Annotated in this window: 3 protein-coding genes; 2 read left to right on the plus strand and 1 reads right to left on the minus strand. The window is 68.4% G+C overall.

Annotated features, from left to right (window positions below; genetic code table 11):
- Positions 1 to 830, minus strand: an 830-nt coding sequence (locus tag I5M_RS04120; RefSeq protein WP_031335322.1) for a flagellar biosynthetic protein FliO, incomplete at its 3' end; no start/stop codon positions are given.
- Positions 831 to 1,166: 336 nt separating this feature from the next.
- On the opposite strand from I5M_RS04120, the gene flgB reads away from it, so the two are divergent.
- Both flgB and I5M_RS04130 read left to right on the plus strand, forming a co-directional pair.
- On the plus strand, positions 1,167 to 1,577 hold the full coding sequence (gene flgB, locus I5M_RS04125; protein WP_022720246.1) for a flagellar basal body rod protein FlgB: 411 nt from the start codon (positions 1,167 to 1,169) through the stop codon (positions 1,575 to 1,577).
- 21 nt (positions 1,578 to 1,598) lie between these two features.
- Positions 1,599 to 1,723 (plus strand): flagellar basal body protein (locus tag I5M_RS04130; protein ID WP_031335321.1); only part of this gene is annotated, 125 nt, incomplete at its 3' end.

Genomic DNA, 1,723 nt, shown 5'->3' on the forward strand with positions numbered 1-1,723 from the left:
GGACGGCGACGCTTCGGCGGGCGGAGACGCAGGGCGGCCTCGAGGCGGTTGGCCATTTCGGCCAGGTTCTGGTCGGCTTCCGACAGCGCGCTCGGCGCAGGTGCGGGCGGCGGCGCGGGGGGAGCAGGCGGCGGCGGAACGGGACGGTCCGCGCGGAGCGGCGGCGTCTTGGGCAGCGGAGCGGCTTCGGGCCGCGGCGGGCGCGGCATCGCTGGTTCAGGGCGGGGACGCGGCGCCTCGACGCGAGGTTCAGGACGCGGCTCGGGACGCAGCTCAGCGCGCGGCTCGGGCCGCAATTCGGGGCGCGGTTCGGGCGGCCGGCTGATCGGCTCGGGCACGAGCCCGGCGAACGGATCGTTGCGCCGATCGGGTGCCGGCATCGGCGGTGCTCGCCGCACCTCCTCGGCGAAGGACGGACGCGAAGGGCGCGGCGGAATCGGCGGCAACTCGGGCAGCGCAGGTTCGGGCTCGGCGCCGACCTCGTCCCATGATCCCACATCGGTGGACAGCCGCGGCTCGCCGCTATGACTCGGGCGCTGCGGTACCGCGTCCCGGCCGGGCGTGGCGCGGACGATGTTCGGCTCGACCACGATGTCGCTGGGTCCGCCGATCATCAGCAGATGTTCGACGTTGTCGCGGCGGACCAGCACCAAACGCCGGCGGCCGTCGACTGCGGCGGCGTCGATCACGGCCAGACGCGGCATCCGGCCGCGATTGGCATTGGCGCCGAGCCGGTTGCCGGCGAAGCGCCGGACCAGCCAGGCCGCCGCGCCGATCATCACCAGAACGGCGATGAATGCGAAAAAGAACATCACTGGCGTCTGCGACATGCTCTATCCCTGGCCAGATACGCAGGCTGCCTTGTCAGCGGTTCGAAGGCCGGCTGTCCCGAGCGTGAACTTCGAACGATGCTGCGGCTCGCCTTGCGTCCCCGTTTGCCTGCTTCTGGTTCGATCTGCAGCGGCAAATGCCCGCCATCCCGACTTTTTAATACCCTACGAATCGGATCGGCCAAAACGACTTCTGACCTAACCCTTAAGCTTTGCGCCACTCTGTCAGTGCACTTTGGGCGTTCTTAACCGATCGTTAACCATAAGCTCGGCAAATTCTGCCTACCGGCAACCCGCCAGCCGCCCGCCGCGGTCGGGAACCCGAAGGAGAGGCCGATGTCCATCACCGATCTTCCTGCCTTGGCGGCGCTGCGCACCAAGATGGAATGGCATCAGGAGCGCCAGAAGGTTCTGGCCGAGAACGTCTCCAATTCCGACACGCCGAACTTCCGGCCGCGCGATCTGGTTGCGCCGACCTTCGACCGCAACGGCAATCCGGCTACGGGCGCGACCGGCGGCACGCTGGCGATGATGCGCACCAGCGCCTCGCACCTGACGGCGCCGGGTGGCAGCTCCAGCTTCGCCGTCGACGGCAAGGCAGGCTTCCAGACGCGTCCGGCCGGCAACGCCGTCAATCTCGAGGACGAGATGCTGAAGGTCTCGGCCAACCAGATGGACTACGCGGCGGTGACATCGCTCTACAGCCGCAGTCTCGGCCTGATCAAGACCGCGATCGGCAAGCGCTGATCATAACCGAAGGAGCGCGCCATGGCAGACGATGTCGGAGATTTCTCCAGGTCGATGGGCATCGCGACCTCCGGCTTGCGCGCCCAGGCCGGCCGCATCCGGGTGATCTCCGAGAACATCGCCAACGCCGATTCGACGGCGCAGAC

It is taken from the genome of Rhodopseudomonas sp. B29 (assembly GCF_000333455.1).
Lineage (GTDB): Bacteria > Pseudomonadota > Alphaproteobacteria > Rhizobiales > Xanthobacteraceae > Rhodopseudomonas.

Bases quoted from the DNA above. Each gene is read 5' to 3' on its own strand.
- flgB (WP_022720246.1), top strand. From the start codon at position 1,167: ATGTCCATCACCGATCTTCCTGCCTTGGCGGCGCTGCGCACCAAGATG.